This is a genomic window from Klebsiella sp. V115_8 (assembly GCF_029967715.1).
Classification (GTDB): domain Bacteria; phylum Pseudomonadota; class Gammaproteobacteria; order Enterobacterales; family Enterobacteriaceae; genus Klebsiella; species Klebsiella quasipneumoniae.
The window spans coordinates 1-16,651 of the sequence record NZ_JASCAR010000006.1 but is presented as its reverse complement, the minus strand read 5'-3'; the positions used below and the strand labels follow the sequence as shown (position 1 = coordinate 16,651).

Here is a 16,651-nt window from a genome sequence, read left to right as displayed (position 1 = left end):
GTAACACTATGGATAAGAAATCTGCTCGTATCCGTCGTGCGACCCGCGCACGCCGCAAGCTCCAGGAGCTGGGCGCAACTCGCCTGGTGGTACATCGTACCCCGCGTCACATTTACGCACAGGTAATTGCACCGAATGGTTCTGAAGTTCTGGTAGCTGCTTCTACTGTAGAAAAAGCTATCGCTGAACAACTGAAGTACACCGGTAACAAAGACGCTGCTGCAGCTGTGGGTAAAGCTGTCGCTGAACGCGCTCTGGAAAAAGGCATCAAAGATGTTTCCTTTGACCGTTCCGGGTTCCAATATCATGGTCGTGTCCAGGCACTGGCAGATGCTGCCCGTGAAGCTGGCCTTCAGTTCTAAGGTAGAGGTGTAAGATGGCTCACATCGAAAAACAAGCTGGCGAACTGCAGGAAAAGCTGATCGCGGTAAACCGCGTATCTAAAACCGTTAAAGGTGGTCGTATTTTCTCCTTCACAGCTCTGACTGTAGTTGGCGATGGTAACGGTCGCGTTGGTTTTGGTTACGGTAAAGCGCGTGAAGTTCCAGCAGCGATCCAGAAAGCGATGGAAAAAGCCCGTCGCAATATGATTAACGTCGCGCTGAACCACGGCACCCTGCAGCACCCGGTTAAGGGTACTCACACGGGTTCTCGTGTATTCATGCAGCCGGCTTCCGAAGGTACCGGTATCATCGCCGGTGGTGCAATGCGCGCCGTTCTGGAAGTCGCTGGGGTTCGTAACGTTCTGGCTAAAGCGTATGGTTCCACTAACCCGATTAACGTGGTTCGTGCAACTATCGACGGTCTGGAAAACATGAAGTCCCCGGATATGGTCGCTGCCAAGCGTGGTAAATCCGTTGAAGAAATTCTGGGGAAATAAACCATGGCAAAGACTATTAAAATTACTCAAACCCGCAGTGCAATCGGTCGTCTGCCGAAACACAAGGCAACGCTGCTTGGCCTGGGTCTGCGTCGTATTGGTCACACCGTAGAGCGCGAGGATACTCCTGCTGTTCGTGGTATGGTCAACGCGGTTTCCTTCATGGTTAAAGTTGAGGAGTAAGAGATGCGTTTAAATACTCTGTCTCCGGCCGAAGGCTCCAAAAAGGCGGGTAAACGCCTGGGTCGTGGTATCGGTTCTGGCCTCGGTAAAACCGGTGGTCGTGGTCACAAAGGTCAGAAATCTCGTTCTGGCGGTGGCGTACGTCGCGGTTTCGAGGGTGGTCAGATGCCTCTGTACCGTCGTCTGCCGAAATTCGGCTTCACTTCTCGTAAAGCGATGATCACCGCAGAGATCCGTCTCTCCGATCTGGCTCACGTAGAAGGCGATGTAGTAGACCTGAACGCGCTGAAAGCGGCTAACATTATCGGTGTCCAGATCGAGTTCGCGAAAGTGATCCTGTCTGGTGAGGTAACTCGTCCGGTAACTGTTCGTGGCCTGCGTGTGACTAAAGGTGCTCGTGCTGCTATCGAAGCTGCTGGCGGTAAAATTGAGGAATAAGTAGCAGATGGCTAAACAACCGGGATTAGATTTTCAAAGTGCCAAAGGTGGCCTTGGCGAACTGAAACGCAGACTTCTGTTTGTGGTCGGTGCGCTGATAGTGTTCCGTATTGGCTCTTTTATTCCGATCCCTGGTATTGATGCCGCTGTACTTGCCAAACTGCTTGAGCAACAGCGAGGCACCATCATTGAAATGTTCAACATGTTCTCTGGTGGTGCTCTCAGCCGTGCTTCTATCTTTGCATTGGGGATTATGCCGTATATCTCGGCATCAATCATCGTGCAGCTGCTGACGGTGGTTTATCAACCGCTGGCGGAACTGAAGAAAGAAGGGGAGTCTGGTCGTCGTAAGATCAGCCAGTACACCCGCTACGGTACTCTGGTGCTGGCGATATTCCAGTCGATCGGTATTGCTACCGGTCTGCCGAATATGCCTGGTATGCAGGGCCTGGTGATTAATCCAGGCTTTGCATTCTATTTCACCGCTGTTGTTAGTCTGGTCACAGGGACTATGTTCCTGATGTGGCTCGGCGAACAGATCACTGAACGCGGTATCGGTAACGGTATCTCGATCATTATCTTCGCCGGTATCGTTGCGGGACTCCCGCCGGCCATCGCCCATACTATCGAGCAAGCGCGTCAAGGCGACCTGCACTTCCTCCTGTTGCTGTTGGTTGCAGTATTAGTATTTGCAGTGACCTTCTTTGTTGTATTCGTTGAACGTGGGCAACGCCGCATTGTGGTAAACTACGCGAAACGTCAACAGGGTCGTCGTGTCTATGCTGCACAGAGCACACATTTACCGCTGAAAGTGAATATGGCGGGGGTAATCCCGGCAATCTTCGCTTCCAGTATTATACTGTTCCCGGCAACCATCACGTCATGGTTCGGGGGTGGTACTGGTTGGAACTGGCTGACAACAATTTCGCTGTATTTGCAGCCTGGGCAACCGCTTTATGTGTTACTCTATGCGTCTGCAATCATCTTCTTCTGTTTCTTCTACACGGCGTTGGTTTTCAACCCGCGTGAAACAGCAGATAACCTGAAGAAGTCCGGTGCATTTGTACCAGGAATTCGTCCGGGAGAGCAAACGGCGAAGTATATCGATAAAGTGATGACTCGCCTGACTCTGGTTGGTGCGTTGTACATTACTTTTATCTGCCTGATCCCGGAGTTCATGCGTGACGCGATGAAAGTGCCGTTCTACTTCGGTGGGACCTCGCTGCTTATCGTTGTTGTCGTGATTATGGACTTTATGGCTCAAGTGCAAACTCTGATGATGTCCAGTCAGTATGAGTCTGCATTGAAGAAGGCGAACCTGAAAGGCTACGGCCGCTAAAACTGGTCGCCCGAGAAGTTACGGAGAGTAAAAATGAAAGTTCGTGCTTCCGTCAAGAAATTATGCCGTAACTGCAAAATCGTTAAGCGTGATGGCGTCATCCGTGTGATTTGCAGTGCCGAGCCGAAGCATAAACAGCGCCAAGGCTGATTTTTTCGCATATTTTTCTTGCAAAGTTGGATTGAGCTGGCTAGATTAGCCAGCCAATCTTTTGTATGTCTGTACGTTTCCATTTGAGTATCCTGAAAACGGGCTTTTCAGCATGGTGCGTACATATTAAATAGTAGGAGTGCATAGTGGCCCGTATAGCAGGCATTAACATTCCTGATCACAAACATACCGTAATCGCTTTAACCGCTATTTTCGGTATCGGCAAAACCCGTTCTAAAGCCATCTGCGCTGAAACGGGCATCGCTGAAAATGTTAAGATCAGTGAGCTGTCTGAAGAACAAATTGATATTCTGCGTGAAGCAGTAGGTAAATTTGTCGTTGAAGGTGATCTGCGCCGTGAAATCACCCTGAGCATCAAGCGTCTGATGGACCTTGGTTGCTACCGTGGTTTGCGTCATCGTCGTGGTCTCCCGGTTCGCGGTCAGCGTACCAAGACCAACGCACGTACCCGTAAGGGTCCGCGTAAACCGATCAAGAAATAATCGGGGTGATTGAATAATGGCAAAGGCACCAATTCGTGCACGTAAGCGTGTAAGAAAACAAGTCTCTGACGGCGTGGCTCATATCCATGCTTCTTTTAACAACACCATCGTTACCATTACTGATCGTCAGGGTAACGCACTGGGTTGGGCAACAGCCGGTGGTTCCGGTTTCCGTGGTTCTCGCAAATCCACTCCGTTCGCAGCTCAGGTTGCAGCAGAGCGTTGCGCAGAAGCCGTAAAAGAATACGGCATCAAGAATCTGGAAGTTATGGTCAAAGGTCCGGGTCCGGGTCGCGAATCTACCATTCGTGCACTGAACGCCGCTGGTTTCCGCATCACTAATATTACTGATGTGACTCCGATCCCTCATAACGGTTGTCGTCCGCCGAAAAAACGTCGCGTATAACGCTGCGTTTTCCAGGTTAGTTGGAGAAAGAAAATGGCAAGATATTTGGGTCCTAAGCTCAAGCTGAGCCGTCGTGAGGGCACCGACTTATTCCTTAAGTCTGGCGTTCGCGCGATCGATACCAAGTGTAAAATTGAACAAGCTCCTGGCCAGCACGGTGCGCGTAAGCCGCGTCTGTCTGACTATGGTGTGCAGTTGCGTGAAAAGCAAAAAGTTCGCCGTATGTACGGTGTGCTGGAGCGTCAGTTCCGTAACTACTATAAAGAAGCAGCACGTCTGAAAGGCAACACCGGTGAAAACCTGTTGGCTCTGCTGGAAGGTCGTCTGGACAACGTTGTATACCGTATGGGCTTCGGCGCCACTCGTGCTGAAGCACGCCAGCTGGTTAGCCACAAAGCGATTATGGTAAACGGTCGTGTTGTTAACATCGCTTCTTATCAGGTTAAAGCGAATGACGTTGTCAGCATTCGTGAGAAAGCGAAAAAGCAATCTCGCGTGAAAGCCGCTCTGGAGCTGGCTGAGCAGCGTGAAAAGCCAACCTGGCTGGAAGTTGATGCTGGCAAGATGGAAGGTACGTTCAAGCGTCAGCCGGAGCGTTCTGATCTGTCTGCGGACATTAACGAACACCTGATCGTCGAGCTTTACTCCAAGTAAAGCTTAGTACCAAAGAGAGGACACAATGCAGGGTTCTGTGACAGAGTTTCTAAAACCGCGCCTGGTCGATATCGAGCAAGTGAGTTCGACGCACGCCAAGGTGACCCTTGAGCCTTTAGAGCGTGGCTTCGGCCATACTCTGGGTAACGCACTGCGCCGTATTCTGCTCTCATCGATGCCGGGTTGCGCGGTGACCGAGGTTGAGATTGATGGTGTACTGCACGAGTACAGCACCAAAGAAGGCGTTCAGGAAGACATCCTTGAAATCCTGCTCAACCTGAAAGGGCTGGCGGTGAGAGTTCAGGGTAAAGATGAAGTCATCCTTACTTTGAATAAATCTGGCATTGGCCCTGTGACCGCAGCCGACATTACCCACGACGGTGATGTCGAAATCGTCAAGCCGCAGCACGTGATTTGCCACCTGACTGATGAGAACGCTGCTATCAGCATGCGTATCAAAGTTCAGCGCGGTCGCGGTTATGTGCCGGCTTCTGCCCGAATTCATTCGGAAGAAGATGAGCGCCCAATCGGCCGTCTGCTGGTCGACGCCTGCTACAGCCCTGTAGAGCGTATTGCCTACAATGTTGAAGCTGCGCGTGTAGAACAGCGTACCGACCTGGACAAGCTGGTCATCGAAATGGAAACCAACGGCACAATCGATCCTGAAGAGGCGATTCGTCGTGCGGCAACCATCCTGGCTGAACAACTGGAAGCTTTTGTTGACTTACGTGATGTACGTCAGCCAGAAGTGAAAGAAGAGAAACCAGAATTCGATCCGATCCTGCTGCGCCCTGTTGACGATCTGGAATTGACTGTCCGCTCTGCTAACTGCCTCAAGGCAGAAGCTATCCACTATATCGGTGATCTGGTACAGCGTACCGAGGTTGAGTTGCTGAAAACGCCGAACCTGGGTAAAAAATCTCTTACTGAGATTAAAGACGTGCTGGCTTCCCGTGGACTGTCTCTGGGCATGCGCCTGGAAAACTGGCCACCAGCAAGCATTGCTGACGAGTAACCGGATCACAGGTTAAGGTTTTACTGAGAAGGATAAGGTCATGCGCCATCGTAAGAGTGGTCGTCAACTGAACCGCAACAGCAGCCATCGCCAGGCTATGTTCCGTAACATGGCAGGTTCGCTGGTTCGTCATGAAATCATCAAGACGACCCTGCCGAAAGCGAAAGAACTGCGTCGCGTAGTTGAGCCGCTGATTACTCTTGCCAAGACTGATAGCGTTGCTAATCGTCGTCTGGCATTCGCCCGTACTCGTGATAACGAGATCGTGGCAAAACTGTTTAACGAGCTGGGCCCGCGTTTCGCGAGCCGCGCCGGTGGTTACACTCGCATTCTGAAGTGTGGCTTCCGTGCAGGCGACAACGCGCCGATGGCATACATCGAGCTGGTTGATCGTGCTGAGCCGAAAGCAGAAGCTGCTGCAGAGTAATCTGTAGTAACGTAAAAAAACCCGCCCCGGCGGGTTTTTTTATATCTACCCCATCCCCACTTCACTACAATATCTGTACTCTTTTTGTTCATCCCCGGAGCCGTAGAATGTGGTTACTGGATCAGTGGGCAGAACGCCATATCCTCGATGCCCAAACCAAAGGCGAGTTCGATAATTTACCCGGTAGCGGCGTGCCGCTAACGCTCGATGGCGATTCGCATGTACCGGCCGAGCTGCGGGCAGGCTATCGCCTTCTGAAGAATGCAGGGTGTCTTCCCCCGGAGCTGGAGCAGCGCAAAGAAGCGGTGGCTCTGGCAGACTTGCTGAAGGGGGTCCGTCAGGACGACCCGCGGCATGCCGAACTCAGCAAGCGCCTCGCTCTGCTCGAGCTTAAGCTGCGTCAGGCAGGACTGAACACCGACTTTTTACGCGGTGAGTACGCCGATGCGTTGCTGCACAAAATTAATCAGGAGTGAATATGTATCGTATTGGTGAGCTGGCAAAACTGGCTGATGTGACGCCAGATACCATCCGTTATTATGAAAAACAGCAAATGATGGATCATGACGTGCGCACTGAGGGGGGATTTCGTCTTTACTCGGATAACGATCTTCAGCGTTTGCGCTTTATTCGCTATGCCCGTCAGCTGGGCTTTACTCTGGAAGCGATCCGCGAATTATTGTCGATCCGTATCGATCCGGAGCATCACACCTGTCAGGAGTCGAAAGGGATCGTTCAGGCGCGATTAAGCGAAGTTGAGGCGCGGATCAACGAGCTACAAACGATGCGTCGCTCTCTGCAACGGCTCAATGATGCCTGCTGTGGCACAGCTCACAGCAGCGTTTACTGTTCGATCCTCGAGGCCCTTGAGCAAGGCGCCAGCAACGGCAATACCGGGCGTTGATTTTTTGTGCGCGCGGATCTACACTCGCGCGGAATTCACACATCCACTGGAGTTACTATGAGTCGCTATCAGCATACCAAAGGACAAATTAAAGATAACGCCATTGAGGCACTTCTCCACGATCCATTATTCAGGCAGCGCGTAGAGAAGAATAAGAAAGGGAAAGGAAGCTATCAACGTAAAGATAAACATGCAGCAAGGAATGACCGGGAGGCCAGTGGCAAGCAAGCGAATCGCTTTTTTCCCACTGGCCTTCTGCTTTCACTGCTGATTAAGAACGGTTGTTTTGTTCTTTCAGCAGATCGCGAATTTCGCTCAGCAGGACTTCTTCTTTAGAGGGCGCTGGCGGTGCCGCCGGAGCCTCTTCTTTCTTACGATTTAACTTATTCATCAGTTTAATCGCCATGAAAATGGCAAATGCGACGATGATGAAATCGAAAACGTTCTGAATAAACACCCCGTAGTGCATCACCACTGCCGGTACATCACCCTGGGCATCGCGCAGCGTGACGGCAAACTGTTTAAAATCGATCCCGCCAATCAACAGGCCGAGCGGCGGCATAATAATATCCGCGACCAGCGACGAAACAATTTTACCGAATGCTGCACCGATGATCACACCCACTGCCAAATCGACAACGTTCCCGCGCATCGCGAATTCGCGAAACTCTTTTAAAAAACTCATTTTATTCTCCTTGAGCCAGCTGACGTTGTAAGTTTAACAAATGTATTTTCATTTGCCATTCCCCGTAGAGCGTTACAGGAAAATATTAACCTTTGAATAATAAGGGATAATAAAAGGCGCCTGTTCGACGCCCTGGGAATTACAGGAAGAAGGGGCTTGGCTGGAACAGCCTTTCTACATCGGAAATAAACTTTTTATCAGTCAAAAACATGATCACATGATCGCCCTGCTCGATCCGCAGATTATTATTGGCGATCATTACGTCATTCCCGCGCACGACGGCGCCGATGATCGTGCCTGGCGGAAGCTTGATCTCATCGATCGACCGCCCGACCACCCGCGAGGTGCTCTCATCGCCGTGTGCCACTGCTTCGATCGCTTCCGCAACGCCGCGGCGCAGGGAGGAGACGCCGACAATATCGGCTTTACGGACATGGCTGAGGAGGGCGGAAATCGTGGCCTGCTGAGGCGATATCGCGATATCAATGACGCTACCCTGAACCAGATCCACATAGGCTCTGCGCTGGATCAGCACCATGACTTTTTTGGCCCCCATTCGCTTGGCCAGCATCGCAGACATGATGTTTGCTTCGTCATCGTTAGTGACGGCAATAAACAGGTCCACCTGGTCAATATGCTCTTCGGCCAGCAGCTCCTGATCCGATGCATCACCGTAGAAGACGATAGTATGCTGCAGTTTTTCTGCCAGCTCAGCGGCTCGCTGCTGATTGCGCTCGATAAGCTTAACGCTGTAGTCTTTTTCCAGCTTATGGGCCAGGCCCGCGCCAATATTGCCGCCGCCGACCAACATGATGCGTTTGTAAGGTTTCTCCAGACGCTGGAGTTCGCTCATGACCGCGCGAATATGCTGCGAGGCGGCAATAAAGAAGACTTCATCGCCGGCCTCGACAATCGTCGAACCCTGTGGGCGGATGGGGCGATCGTGGCGGAAAATGGCGGCCACGCGCGTATCGATATGCGGCATATGCTCGCGCATGGTGGACAACGCATTCCCCACCAGCGGACCACCGTAATAGGCTTTCACCACGGCGAGGCTGACTTTACCTTCGGCGAAGTTCACGACCTGCAGCGCGCCGGGATATTCTATCAGGCGATGAATATTGTCGATGACCAGCTGTTCCGGAGCGATTAAGTGATCGATGGGCACAGCTTCAGAATTGAAGAGCTTTTCCGCATCGCGGACGTAATCAGGCGCACGAATACGGGCTATACGGTTTGGCGTATTGAATAATGAATAGGCGACCTGACAGGCCACCATGTTGGTTTCATCCGAACTGGTGACCGCCACCAGCATATCGGCATCATCGGCTCCTGCCTCGCGCAGTACGCGGGGGTGAGAACCGTGCCCCTGGACGACACGCAGGTCGAACTTATCCTGCAGGCTGCGCAGACGGTCGCCATTGGTATCAACCAGCGTAATATCATTGTTCTCGCCGACGAGGTTCTCCGCCAGCGTGCCGCCGACCTGGCCGGCGCCCAGAATAATAATCTTCATCTGCAGTGATCCATTAGTTCCGACGTTTGATTAGCTTAGCGTAAAAGAAGCCATCGCCTTCTTCCGCACCCGGCAGATTTTGCTGTCCCGGGCTTGCCGGCGTACCGGTTGCGTGAAGCTCTGCATCCGGGGTCCGCGCGAGGAACGCGGCAATTTGCTGACTATTCTCTTCCGGCAGAATAGAACAGGTAGCGTAAACCAACGTGCCGCCTGGCTTCAGATGCCCCCAGATGGCATTGAGGATCTCGGCCTGCAGCTGGGCTAAATCGCCGATATCCCGATCCCGGCGCAGCCATTTGATATCCGGGTGGCGGCGAATAACGCCGGTGGCGGAACAGGGGGCATCCAGCAGAATACGATCGAACTGCTCGCTGCCACACCACTGCTCAGGGAAGCGACCATCACCCTGTTTGACTTCGGCTTTCATGCCCAGCCGTTTCAGGTTGTCATAGACGCGGGAAAGACGCTGTTCATCAATGTCCACCGCCATGACCTCAGCCTGGGGAGCGACTTCCAGAATATGCGTCGTCTTGCCGCCCGGCGCGGCGCAGAGATCGAGAATGCGCTCGCCGTTTTCCGGCTGCAGATAGCGCATGCAGCCCTGGGCCGAGGCATCCTGAACGGTTACCCATCCTTCGGCAAAACCCGGCAACGCATGGACCGGGGCAGGGGTGGCCAGACGCACGGCGTCGGGATAGTCAGGGTGGGTGAAGCCCTCTAAGCCGGCCTCTTTAAGCAGAGCAAGCCATTCGTCTCGGGAATGATGGTTGCGGTTAACGCGCAACCACATCGGCGGGCGCTGGTTGTTCGCATCGACGATCTCCTGCCATTGTTGCGGCCAGGCCTGCTGCAGACGCTTCAGCAGCCATTTGGGATGAAGGTAGCGGTTTTCCTGCCCGGCGAATTCTGCCAGTAGCTCTTCCTGCTGGCGCTGAAACTGGCGTAACACCCCATTGATCAGCCCTTTAAGCTGCGGGCGCTTAATCGCCACCGCGCCTTCTACCGTTTCAGCCAGCGCGGCGTGCGGAGGGATGCGGGTGTAGAGTAACTGATAGAGCCCAACCATAATCAGAAAGTGCACGGTGCGCTGTTTGCCGGTCATCGGACGCGCCATCAGCTTGCTGATAAGCCACTCCAGCTGGCTGAGCGTACGCAGTACGCCAAAACACAGCTCCTGCAGCAGCGCTTTGTCTTTATCGCTGACTTTTTGCTGTAGAGGGGGCAGGACGTTGCTTAAAGACTGACCTTTTTCAACGACTTGCTCGATAGCCTGGGCGGCCAGGCTGCGTAAATTTATATTCTTTTTCATAAGCGCAAAAATAAAAATGCCCGGCGAACCCGGGCTTCAGAAGAGACGACCGTCAGGCGAGACGGGTGCCAGGAGTAAACCACTCCCGGCGGGAATTGAGTAAATCCTGGGCGCTCATCGCTTTTTTACCCGCAGGCTGTAGCGACTCCAGACTGAGGATCCCATCGCCCGTGGCGACCTGGATACCCTGTTTGGTTGCTGCCACGATAGTACCCGGTTCGGCATGCGCAGCTTCGGCAATGACCGATGCCCGCCACACTTTTAGCGGCTGCCCGTCAATTTCCAGCCAACTCATTGGCCACGGATTAAAGGCGCGGATGCAGCGCTCCAGCTGTGCGGCAGAAAGCGACCAGTCGATGCGAGCTTCTTCTTTACTCAGCTTCTCGGCGTGGCACACCAGCGATTCATCCTGTACTTCAGGCTGTGCGGTGCCGTTGGCCAGCTGGGCTAAGGTTGCCAGCAGACCTTGAGGGCCGAGCTCGGCCAGCTTATCGTACAGGCTGCCGCTGGTATCCTCTGCGGTAATGGGGCAGGAAAGCTTATACAGCATATCACCCGTATCAAGGCCGACGTCCATCTGCATGATGGTTACGCCTGTTTCGCTATCCCCGGCCCACAGCGAACGCTGGATCGGCGCTGCGCCACGCCAACGCGGTAGCAGGGAGCCGTGAACGTTGATGCAGCCCAGACGGGGCATCTCCAGCACCGCTTTCGGGAGAATCAAACCGTACGCCACCACCACCATGATATCGGCGCCGAGATCGGCGACTAATTGTTGGTTGTCCTGCGGACGCAGGGAAGATGGCTGGAATACAGGTAAGTTATGGGCTTCAGCCAGCACCTTTACCGGGCTCGGCATCAATTTTTTGCCGCGGCCAGCAGGACGGTCTGGCTGAGTGAATACGCCAACAACCTGATGTTCAGACGACAACAGCGCGTCAAGATGACGCGCTGCAAAATCGGGGGTGCCGGCGAAAATGATACGTAGTGATTGTGACACGGTATTCCTTGTTATCAGGCACGGGAACGTAAACGATCCAGTTTCTCAACCTTCTGACGAATGCGCTGTTGTTTGAGCGGTGACAGATAATCAATAAACAGTTTGCCGACCAGATGATCCATCTCATGCTGAATACAGATAGCCAGCAGGCCATCGGCCTCCAGTTCAAATGGCTTACCGTCGCGATCCAGCGCTCGGATCTTCACTTTTTCCGCACGCGGCACCAGGGCGCGCTGTTCCGGAATCGACAGGCAGCCTTCTTCGATGCCCGTTTCGCCATCTTTTTCCAGCAGCTCCGGGTTGATTAACACCAGCTGCTCTTCACGATTTTCCGACACATCAATAACGATAATGCGCTGATGGATATCGACCTGGGTCGCGGCCAGACCAATGCCCTCCTCAGCGTACATGGTGTCGAACATATCATCGACGATACGCTGAATTTCCGCATTCACTTCTTTGACCGGCTCGGCGACTTTGCGAAGGCGCTCGTCCGGAATATGTAACACTTGCAAAACTGCCATAAAGTTCCAGAGTCGTATTCAGGAGTTGATAAGATTATTAGCTCTATTCTAGACAAAACACCCTGCAATTGACAGTCTCACTGTCCAATCGCAAAGATTGTCAATACCGCTTATGGCAGGGGGTAAGGATGACGCCCGACGAGATTTGGCTGCGGCTGATGAAGGTCAGTAACTTGTATGGCGACAGAATGCTGGAGATCGCACAGCGCTTATGCGCAGCCGCCAGCGTTGATCGTGAAGCGCTGCATGCTGTCGGGATGTCCGCGGCGCAAGCAACGTCATTTTTTCGGCTGGACGGGCGTGAGCTTGACGAGACGCGGCGCTGGCTGGAGCACCCGGAACATCATCTGTTGCGGGCCGACGATCCGCGCTTTCCGTTTCGGCTAAGGGCCATCGCTGATTACCCCGGTGCGTTGTTGGTCAGCGGCGATCCCGCTCTGCTTCACAGCGCGCAGCTTGCCGTTATTGGTAGTCGCTTGCATTCCTGGTATGGCGCTCGCTGGGGGAAGCTGTTCAGCGAAACGTTGGCGCGTAAAGGAATGACTATCACCAGTGGGCTGGCGTTAGGCATTGATGGCGTAGCGCATCGCGGCGCGCTCTCGGCCGAGGGCAAAACCATCGCGGTACTGGGCAACGGACTGGGTAAGGTTTATCCGCGGCGCCATGCAAGCCTCGCCCAGCAGATCATCGATAATGGCGGTGCGCTGGTGTCTGAATTTCCACTAATAACGCCGCCGCTTCCCGCGCATTTCCCCAGGCGCAACCGGATTATCAGCGGCCTGAGCCTGGGCGTGTTGGTGGTTGAGGCGGCATTGCGAAGCGGCTCGCTGGTTACCGTCCGCTGTGCTCTGGAGCAGGGAAGGGATGTGTTTGCCCTGCCTGGGCCGATAGGCAATCCGGGATCGGAAGGCCCACACTGGTTAATTAAGCAAGGCGCGGTGCCGGTGACCTCGCCAGAGGATATTGTGGAATACTGGCACAACGAGCTGACCTGGCTAACTGATACGCCTGATTCGATAAATAATTGCGCCGATCAGTCGTCTGTAGCATTGCCATTTCCGGAGCTCCTGGCTAACGTAGGAGATGAGGTAACACCTGTTGACGTTGTCGCTGAACGTGCCGGCCAATCTGTGCCAGTAACCGTAGCTCAGCTACTTGAACTGGAGTTAGCAGGCTGGATCGCAGCTGTACCCGGCGGCTATGTCCGATTAAGGAGGGCAAGCCATGTTCGACGTACTCATGTATTTGTTTGAAACTTACATCCATAGCGAAGCAGAAATGCGCGTGGATCAGGACAAACTGACGCGGGATCTTACCGACGCAGGTTTTGAGCGGGAAGATATCTATAACGCGTTAATGTGGCTCGAGAAACTGGCTGATTATCAGGAAGGTCTCGTTGAACCCATGCAGCTCGCTTCCGACCCGCTGTCGCTTCGGGTATATACCGAAGAGGAGTGCCAGCGTCTGGATGCCAGTTGCCGGGGATTTTTACTCTTCCTCGAGCAGATTCAGGTGTTGAACCTCGAAACGCGAGAAATGGTGATAGAGCGCGTACTGGCGCTGGATACGGCAGAATTTGAGCTGGAGGACCTGAAATGGGTCATCCTGATGGTACTGTTCAATATTCCGGGCTGTGAAAACGCCTATCAGCAAATGGAAGAATTACTCTTCGAAGTAAATGAAGGTATGCTGCATTAATCTTTTTGCAGCAACATCGAGTTGTTATGACCAAATCAGCACTGTTTTCGGTGCGTAAAAATGAGCCCTGCCCGCAGTGCGGGGCTGAACTGGTGATCCGTTCCGGGAAACATGGCCCGTTTCTCGGCTGTTCGCATTATCCGGACTGTGACTATATCCGTCCCCTGAAAAGTCAGGCGGACGGGCATGTCGTTAAGGTGCTGGAGGGGCAAGCATGCCCATCGTGCGGCGCGGTTATGGTGCTACGCCAGGGGCGTTTTGGGATGTTCATTGGCTGTAGCCGCTATCCGGAATGCGAACATACCGAGCTAATTGATAAACCAGATGAGACGGCTATTGCTTGCCCGCAGTGCGGACAAGGCCATCTGGTCCAGCGTCGTTCCCGTTTCGGTAAAACCTTTCACTCCTGCGATCGCTATCCTGATTGCCAGTTCGTTATCAATTTTAAACCGGTGGCGGGCGAATGCCCTGAATGCCATTACCCGCTGTTAATAGAAAAGAAGACGGCGCAGGGTCTCAGACGCTTCTGTGCCAGTAAACAATGTGGAAAGCCGATCCCGGCGGAATAAATCAGTGAACAATAACCTGCCCTCAGAAGCCGTCGCCCATGCCGTGGCGGTCCTGAATAATGAACATGTCATCGCCTATCCCACGGAAGCTGTTTTTGGCGTCGGCTGCGACCCTGACAGCGAAACGGCCGTTATGCGTCTGCTGGAGCTGAAGCAGCGTCCTGTTGAGAAGGGATTGATCCTTATCGCCGCTAGCTTTGAGCAGCTGAAGCCCTATATTGATGATTCTCGGTTAAGTGACTCGCAGCGGGCAGCAATCTTTTCCTGCTGGCCAGGACCGGTGACGTTTGTATTCCCGGCTCGTCCTGAAACGCCACGCTGGCTGACGGGTCGTTTTGATTCGCTGGCCGTACGCGTAACCAACCATCCGCTGGTGATTGAATTGTGCGAAGCCTACGGAAAACCGCTGGTCTCGACGAGCGCCAATCTCACCGGTCAACCGCCTTGCCGCACTACCGCAGAGGTCCGTGCTCAGTTTGGTGACAGCTTCCCGGTCGTGGATGGCGCTACGGGCGGACGTCAAAATCCATCTGAAATACGTGATGCCCTGACGGGTGAACTGTTCCGCCAGGGGTGAACCATGGAAACCTACGCTGTTTTTGGTAATCCGATTGCGCACAGCAAATCGCCTTCTATTCACCACCTTTTTGCCCGCCAGTTAGGGATTACCCATCCTTATGGACGTGTGCTGGCGCCGCTGGACGATTTTGTCTCTTCTCTGAATCAGTTTTTTGCGGAAGGAGGAAAGGGCGCCAACGTTACCGTTCCTTTCAAAGAAGAAGCCTTTGCGCGCGCGGATGAACTGACAGAACGCGCTGCGCTGGCGGGAGCGGTGAATACCCTGAAACGTCTGGAAGATGGGCGTTTGCTGGGCGACAACACGGATGGTATTGGTCTTCTGAGCGATCTGGAGCGTCTGGGATTCATTAAGCCACGCCAGCGGATCCTGCTTATCGGTGCCGGTGGCGCATCGCGTGGGGTACTGCTGCCGCTGCTGTCGCTGGGGTGCGCTGTGACGATCGTCAATCGCACCTATGCTCGCGCCCATGAGTTAGCCACGCTCTTCGCCCATACCGGCAGCGTCAGCGCCCGGGAAATGGATACCTTAGCCGGGGAAGCTTTCGATCTGATCGTCAATGCAACATCCAGTGGGATAGAGGGTGATGTGCCGGCTATCCCGGCGTCTGTTGTTAACCCCGACGTGTATTGCTATGACATGTTTTACCAGAAAGGGGCGACGCCATTTCTTCAGTGGTGCCAGCAGCATGGCGCAACCCACTGCGCTGACGGGCTGGGAATGCTGGTGGCGCAAGCCGCCCATGCCTTTCTGCTATGGCACGGCGTCCTGCCGGCTATCACCCCGGTTATAGAAAAGCTGCAACAGGAACTGAATGCATGAATCAGGCGATTCAGTTTCCCGATCGGGAATCATGGGATGCCGAACGGCAGGGCGTGGTTTTTCCCGCGCTGGTGAATGGGATGCAATTAACCTGCGTAATTTCAGGGCAGATCCTGCAGCAGCGTTTTGGCGCAGAGGGGCCAGCGCAGTGGCTGGCCGCATTCCGGGAACATCGTTGGGATCTTGAGGAAGAGGCTGAGGCATTGATCCGCGATAATCAGGAGGATGCTCAGGGTTGGGTCTGGCTCTCCTGATCCAGATATTCATCTTTCCATTTCACATAGTTATTTGCTGAATATTTTAGGCCTTCCCGCTCCGCCTCTGTCAGGGGGCGGATCTGTTTGACCGGATTGCCAAAGTAAAGGAAGCCGCTTTCAAGCTGTTTATTCTGCGGCACCAGACTTCCCGCGCCAATTATGACGTCATCACCAACCACGACACCATCTAACAAGATCGAACCCATACCAACCAGCACGCGGTTGCCGATAGTGCAGCCGTGCAGCATCACTTTGTGACCAACCGTCACATCCTCTCCAATGATCAGTGGATTTCCCTCAGGCTTGTAAGAGGATCTATGGGTCACGTGTAGAACGCTGCCGTCCTGAATATTGCTACGTTGACCTATCGACACGAAATTGACGTCGCCGCGAATGGCGACCAGAGGCCAGACGCTGACGTCATCGGCAATTCTGACATCACCGATGACGACGCTGGATGCGTCAATCATGACGCGAAGACCGATTTGCGGGAAAAATGTTTTATAGGGACGCAGGTGAGCAGACATGTTGACCTCAAAAATACGGGAGCGTAAGAAGACTTTGGTGGCTTTTATCTCGCTCTGCAACCCCTGAAAACGGTGAAAATTGAGCAAATCGCGCAATTACACGGCGAAAAGGGTGAAAAATCACCATTCAGAAAAAAAGATCGAAAAAAGGCTTGTGCAAAAAAATGGGATCCCTATAATGCGCTCCCACTGACACGGCAGATGTGAATCACTTCACACAAACAGCCGGTTCGGTTGAAGAGAAAAATCCTGAAAAACGGGTTGACTC

General features: G+C 53.5%; 26 protein-coding genes. 20 read left to right on the top strand and 6 right to left on the bottom strand.

Going from position 1 to position 16,651, the window contains the following annotated elements:
- The first annotated feature begins 8 nt into the window (after positions 1-8).
- The 14 genes from rplR (at position 9) to QLG03_RS05380 (ending at position 7,235) form a co-directional block, all read left to right on the top strand.
- Positions 9-362 carry a 50S ribosomal protein L18 gene (gene rplR / locus QLG03_RS05445; protein WP_000358960.1) on the top strand — a complete coding sequence of 118 codons (354 nt, stop codon included), beginning with the start codon at positions 9-11 and terminating at the stop codon, positions 360-362.
- A 14-nt stretch (positions 363-376) separates the two neighbouring features.
- Positions 377-880, top strand: coding sequence for a 30S ribosomal protein S5 (rpsE, locus tag QLG03_RS05440; RefSeq protein ID WP_002919545.1), 504 nt, complete (start codon positions 377-379; stop codon positions 878-880).
- 3 nt (positions 881-883) lie between these two features.
- A complete protein-coding gene (rpmD, locus tag QLG03_RS05435; protein ID WP_001140434.1) occupies positions 884-1,063 on the top strand; it encodes a 50S ribosomal protein L30 in 180 nt (59 codons plus the stop codon).
- A gap of 3 nt (positions 1,064-1,066) precedes the next feature.
- The gene (rplO, locus tag QLG03_RS05430; RefSeq protein ID WP_002919516.1) at positions 1,067-1,501 is read left to right on the top strand and encodes a 50S ribosomal protein L15; all 435 of its coding nucleotides are present in this window, start codon (positions 1,067-1,069) and stop codon (positions 1,499-1,501) included.
- Between the two features lie 7 nt (positions 1,502-1,508).
- Positions 1,509-2,840: a preprotein translocase subunit SecY gene (gene secY, locus QLG03_RS05425; protein ID WP_002919515.1), complete on the top strand. Its 1,332-nt coding sequence runs from the start codon at positions 1,509-1,511 to the stop codon at positions 2,838-2,840.
- Positions 2,841-2,873: 33 nt separating this feature from the next.
- A complete protein-coding gene (rpmJ, locus tag QLG03_RS05420; protein ID WP_000868187.1) occupies positions 2,874-2,990 on the top strand; it encodes a 50S ribosomal protein L36 in 117 nt (38 codons plus the stop codon).
- A 146-nt stretch (positions 2,991-3,136) separates the two neighbouring features.
- Positions 3,137-3,493, top strand: coding sequence for a 30S ribosomal protein S13 (gene rpsM / locus QLG03_RS05415; RefSeq protein ID WP_002919259.1), 357 nt, complete (start codon positions 3,137-3,139; stop codon positions 3,491-3,493).
- A gap of 16 nt (positions 3,494-3,509) precedes the next feature.
- Complete coding sequence (gene rpsK / locus QLG03_RS05410; RefSeq protein ID WP_002919257.1) at positions 3,510-3,899, top strand: 30S ribosomal protein S11; 390 nt, start codon at positions 3,510-3,512, stop codon at positions 3,897-3,899.
- 33 nt (positions 3,900-3,932) lie between these two features.
- Positions 3,933-4,553, top strand: coding sequence for a 30S ribosomal protein S4 (gene rpsD, locus QLG03_RS05405; RefSeq protein ID WP_002919224.1), 621 nt, complete (start codon positions 3,933-3,935; stop codon positions 4,551-4,553).
- Between the two features lie 25 nt (positions 4,554-4,578).
- A complete protein-coding gene (gene rpoA / locus QLG03_RS05400; protein ID WP_002919219.1) occupies positions 4,579-5,568 on the top strand; it encodes a DNA-directed RNA polymerase subunit alpha in 990 nt (329 codons plus the stop codon).
- 40 nt (positions 5,569-5,608) lie between these two features.
- Entirely contained in the window at positions 5,609-5,995 is a 387-nt protein-coding gene (gene rplQ / locus QLG03_RS05395) for a 50S ribosomal protein L17 (protein WP_002919206.1), read from the top strand.
- A gap of 107 nt (positions 5,996-6,102) precedes the next feature.
- Complete coding sequence (locus QLG03_RS05390) at positions 6,103-6,471, top strand: DUF1992 domain-containing protein (RefSeq protein WP_135719628.1); 369 nt, start codon at positions 6,103-6,105, stop codon at positions 6,469-6,471.
- 2 nt (positions 6,472-6,473) lie between these two features.
- On the top strand, positions 6,474-6,899 hold the full coding sequence (gene zntR, locus QLG03_RS05385) for a Zn(2+)-responsive transcriptional regulator (RefSeq protein ID WP_023291172.1): 426 nt from the start codon (positions 6,474-6,476) through the stop codon (positions 6,897-6,899).
- Positions 6,900-6,956: 57 nt separating this feature from the next.
- Positions 6,957-7,235 carry a ribosome alternative rescue factor ArfA gene (locus QLG03_RS05380; protein WP_110238512.1) on the top strand — a complete coding sequence of 93 codons (279 nt, stop codon included), beginning with the start codon at positions 6,957-6,959 and terminating at the stop codon, positions 7,233-7,235.
- On the opposite strand, the gene mscL is transcribed toward QLG03_RS05380, so the two are convergent.
- The 5 genes from mscL to def all read right to left on the bottom strand — a co-directional run bounded on the left by mscL (position 7,171) and on the right by def (position 11,933).
- The gene (gene mscL, locus QLG03_RS05375) at positions 7,171-7,584 is read right to left on the bottom strand and encodes a large-conductance mechanosensitive channel protein MscL (protein WP_004145325.1); all 414 of its coding nucleotides are present in this window, start codon (positions 7,582-7,584) and stop codon (positions 7,171-7,173) included. The two genes, QLG03_RS05380 and mscL, sit on opposite strands and share 65 nt — an antisense overlap.
- 139 nt (positions 7,585-7,723) lie before the next feature.
- A complete protein-coding gene (gene trkA / locus QLG03_RS05370; protein WP_002919153.1) occupies positions 7,724-9,100 on the bottom strand; it encodes a Trk system potassium transporter TrkA in 1,377 nt (458 codons plus the stop codon).
- Positions 9,101-9,113: 13 nt separating this feature from the next.
- Positions 9,114-10,409: a 16S rRNA (cytosine(967)-C(5))-methyltransferase RsmB gene (gene rsmB / locus QLG03_RS05365; protein WP_023291170.1), complete on the bottom strand. Its 1,296-nt coding sequence runs from the start codon at positions 10,407-10,409 to the stop codon at positions 9,114-9,116.
- A gap of 52 nt (positions 10,410-10,461) precedes the next feature.
- Positions 10,462-11,409: a methionyl-tRNA formyltransferase gene (gene fmt, locus QLG03_RS05360; RefSeq protein ID WP_017900611.1), complete on the bottom strand. Its 948-nt coding sequence runs from the start codon at positions 11,407-11,409 to the stop codon at positions 10,462-10,464.
- A gap of 14 nt (positions 11,410-11,423) precedes the next feature.
- Complete coding sequence (gene def, locus QLG03_RS05355; RefSeq protein WP_004206802.1) at positions 11,424-11,933, bottom strand: peptide deformylase; 510 nt, start codon at positions 11,931-11,933, stop codon at positions 11,424-11,426.
- Positions 11,934-12,061: 128 nt separating this feature from the next.
- On the opposite strand from def, the gene dprA reads away from it, so the two are divergent.
- Genes dprA through QLG03_RS05325 form a run of 6 tightly spaced genes read left to right on the top strand, consistent with a single transcriptional unit; the run spans position 12,062 to position 15,853 of the window.
- A complete protein-coding gene (gene dprA, locus QLG03_RS05350; protein WP_255989801.1) occupies positions 12,062-13,186 on the top strand; it encodes a DNA-protecting protein DprA in 1,125 nt (374 codons plus the stop codon).
- Positions 13,158-13,631: a DUF494 family protein Smg gene (gene smg / locus QLG03_RS05345; RefSeq protein ID WP_002919137.1), complete on the top strand. Its 474-nt coding sequence runs from the start codon at positions 13,158-13,160 to the stop codon at positions 13,629-13,631. Before dprA ends, smg begins: the two co-directional genes overlap by 29 nt.
- A 26-nt stretch (positions 13,632-13,657) precedes the next feature.
- Positions 13,658-14,200, top strand: a complete 543-nt coding sequence (locus tag QLG03_RS05340) for a type I DNA topoisomerase (RefSeq protein WP_023291168.1) — start codon at positions 13,658-13,660, stop codon at positions 14,198-14,200.
- Between the two features lie 4 nt (positions 14,201-14,204).
- Positions 14,205-14,777, top strand: coding sequence for an L-threonylcarbamoyladenylate synthase type 1 TsaC (gene tsaC / locus QLG03_RS05335; protein ID WP_004206805.1), 573 nt, complete (start codon positions 14,205-14,207; stop codon positions 14,775-14,777).
- Positions 14,778-14,780: 3 nt separating this feature from the next.
- Positions 14,781-15,599 (top strand): shikimate dehydrogenase, encoded by an 819-nt coding sequence (aroE, locus tag QLG03_RS05330; protein ID WP_255989799.1) that lies wholly within the window; start codon positions 14,781-14,783, stop codon positions 15,597-15,599.
- Positions 15,596-15,853, top strand: a complete 258-nt coding sequence (locus tag QLG03_RS05325; protein WP_048298473.1) for a DUF1488 domain-containing protein — start codon at positions 15,596-15,598, stop codon at positions 15,851-15,853. The genes aroE and QLG03_RS05325 overlap by 4 nt, the downstream gene beginning before the upstream one ends.
- Here QLG03_RS05325 and QLG03_RS05320 read toward each other — a convergent pair.
- Entirely contained in the window at positions 15,829-16,383 is a 555-nt protein-coding gene (locus QLG03_RS05320) for a gamma carbonic anhydrase family protein (RefSeq protein ID WP_048335707.1), read from the bottom strand. The two genes, QLG03_RS05325 and QLG03_RS05320, sit on opposite strands and share 25 nt — an antisense overlap.
- Positions 16,384-16,651: the final 268 nt, after the last annotated feature.

What these genes read in the sequence shown, in the direction of transcription:
- rplR (WP_000358960.1), top strand. Translation starts at nt 9, where the DNA reads ATGGATAAGAAATCTGCTCGTATCCGTCGTGCGACCCGCGCACGCCGC.
- rpsE (WP_002919545.1), top strand. Translation starts at nt 377, where the DNA reads ATGGCTCACATCGAAAAACAAGCTGGCGAACTGCAGGAAAAGCTGATC.
- rpmD (WP_001140434.1), top strand. Translation starts at nt 884, where the DNA reads ATGGCAAAGACTATTAAAATTACTCAAACCCGCAGTGCAATCGGTCGT.
- rplO (WP_002919516.1), top strand. Translation starts at nt 1,067, where the DNA reads ATGCGTTTAAATACTCTGTCTCCGGCCGAAGGCTCCAAAAAGGCGGGT.
- secY (WP_002919515.1), top strand. Translation starts at nt 1,509, where the DNA reads ATGGCTAAACAACCGGGATTAGATTTTCAAAGTGCCAAAGGTGGCCTT.
- rpmJ (WP_000868187.1), top strand. Translation starts at nt 2,874, where the DNA reads ATGAAAGTTCGTGCTTCCGTCAAGAAATTATGCCGTAACTGCAAAATC.
- rpsK (WP_002919257.1), top strand. Translation starts at nt 3,510, where the DNA reads ATGGCAAAGGCACCAATTCGTGCACGTAAGCGTGTAAGAAAACAAGTC.
- rpsD (WP_002919224.1), top strand. Translation starts at nt 3,933, where the DNA reads ATGGCAAGATATTTGGGTCCTAAGCTCAAGCTGAGCCGTCGTGAGGGC.
- rpoA (WP_002919219.1), top strand. Translation starts at nt 4,579, where the DNA reads ATGCAGGGTTCTGTGACAGAGTTTCTAAAACCGCGCCTGGTCGATATC.
- rplQ (WP_002919206.1), top strand. Translation starts at nt 5,609, where the DNA reads ATGCGCCATCGTAAGAGTGGTCGTCAACTGAACCGCAACAGCAGCCAT.
- QLG03_RS05390 (WP_135719628.1), top strand. Translation starts at nt 6,103, where the DNA reads ATGTGGTTACTGGATCAGTGGGCAGAACGCCATATCCTCGATGCCCAA.
- zntR (WP_023291172.1), top strand. Translation starts at nt 6,474, where the DNA reads ATGTATCGTATTGGTGAGCTGGCAAAACTGGCTGATGTGACGCCAGAT.
- QLG03_RS05380 (WP_110238512.1), top strand. Translation starts at nt 6,957, where the DNA reads ATGAGTCGCTATCAGCATACCAAAGGACAAATTAAAGATAACGCCATT.
- mscL (WP_004145325.1), bottom strand. Translation starts at nt 7,584, where the DNA reads ATGAGTTTTTTAAAAGAGTTTCGCGAATTCGCGATGCGCGGGAACGTT.
- trkA (WP_002919153.1), bottom strand. Translation starts at nt 9,100, where the DNA reads ATGAAGATTATTATTCTGGGCGCCGGCCAGGTCGGCGGCACGCTGGCG.
- rsmB (WP_023291170.1), bottom strand. Translation starts at nt 10,409, where the DNA reads ATGAAAAAGAATATAAATTTACGCAGCCTGGCCGCCCAGGCTATCGAG.
- def (WP_004206802.1), bottom strand. Translation starts at nt 11,933, where the DNA reads ATGGCAGTTTTGCAAGTGTTACATATTCCGGACGAGCGCCTTCGCAAA.
- dprA (WP_255989801.1), top strand. Translation starts at nt 12,062, where the DNA reads ATGACGCCCGACGAGATTTGGCTGCGGCTGATGAAGGTCAGTAACTTG.
- smg (WP_002919137.1), top strand. Translation starts at nt 13,158, where the DNA reads ATGTTCGACGTACTCATGTATTTGTTTGAAACTTACATCCATAGCGAA.
- QLG03_RS05340 (WP_023291168.1), top strand. Translation starts at nt 13,658, where the DNA reads ATGACCAAATCAGCACTGTTTTCGGTGCGTAAAAATGAGCCCTGCCCG.
- aroE (WP_255989799.1), top strand. Translation starts at nt 14,781, where the DNA reads ATGGAAACCTACGCTGTTTTTGGTAATCCGATTGCGCACAGCAAATCG.
- QLG03_RS05325 (WP_048298473.1), top strand. Translation starts at nt 15,596, where the DNA reads ATGAATCAGGCGATTCAGTTTCCCGATCGGGAATCATGGGATGCCGAA.
- QLG03_RS05320 (WP_048335707.1), bottom strand. Translation starts at nt 16,383, where the DNA reads ATGTCTGCTCACCTGCGTCCCTATAAAACATTTTTCCCGCAAATCGGT.